This window comes from Alcanivorax sp. HI0083, assembly GCF_001635175.1.
The window spans coordinates 1-845 of record NZ_LWFX01000177.1 but is presented as its reverse complement, the minus strand read 5'-3'; the positions used below and the strand labels follow the sequence as shown (position 1 = coordinate 845).

At 55.7% G+C, this 845-nt stretch carries 1 protein-coding gene and 1 pseudogene; both read left to right on the top strand.

What is annotated here, in order from left to right; translation table 11 throughout:
* A pseudogene (locus A3754_RS26970) lies at nucleotides 1-389 on the top strand (hypothetical protein); the annotation flags it as partial.
* 109 nt (nucleotides 390-498) lie between these two features.
* Nucleotides 499-845, top strand: a 347-nt coding sequence (locus tag A3754_RS01895; protein ID WP_369817561.1) for a hypothetical protein, incomplete at its 3' end; no start/stop codon positions are given.

Here is an 845-nt window from a genome sequence, read left to right as displayed (position 1 = left end):
TGATGGGCGACACCACCCTGGATAACCGCCAACTGAAAACCTTCAGTCACCAGAAGATGGATGTGGGTAGCGGGCAGATCCGGGTGCGTTTTATCAACACACTGTCACGCCTGTCCGGGGATGAGCTGAGCGTCACCGCCAGCGGTAGCACCCCCGGTGGCCAGGCACTGGTCAGCGGGCTGGAATATGCCGACGGCAGCAGCTACGTGTCTCTGAGTGCCGGCAGCAACCTGGCGGTGACCATCAACAACGAAACCCAGGGCGTGATCATCGATGATGTGAGCTGCAGCGTCAGCAGCGGCCGCAGCTACGACGCCATCATCGCGTACACAGAATTCGACAGTGACGACGACCAGATTTCCCTGTACTGCCAGCCGTTCAGCAACTGAACGGCTGGAACTTCTCGCTACGAAAAACCTCTGAACTGCCAACCAATACCAAAAAGTGGGGCTTCTTCGTGATTAGGATGCCCTTTTTGCGTTTGCCTTGGGAGTAACTATGCGAATGATCGGAATGCTGGCGGTGGCCAGCGCAGTCGTCTTGTCCGGCTGTGGCGGTGACGATGATGACGTGGAAGATTTGCTGCGTCCGCCGGCCAGTCTCTACTTTCACAATCAGCTGACGGATTTTACCGACCCGGATGCAGCAAGTATTCGTGTGGATGTGATCACCAATAAGGCGTCAGATCCGCTATTTGAAGATGTGGGATATTCCACCGATGAGCAAAGCGGGATGAACCTGAAGCTGGCGGCTGATACCGAAACCGTCGATTTTCAGGTTCGCAATGCCGATGGCGACATGCTGGACAGGGAGATTGCTCTTAAGGCCGGGTCGAATTATACGCT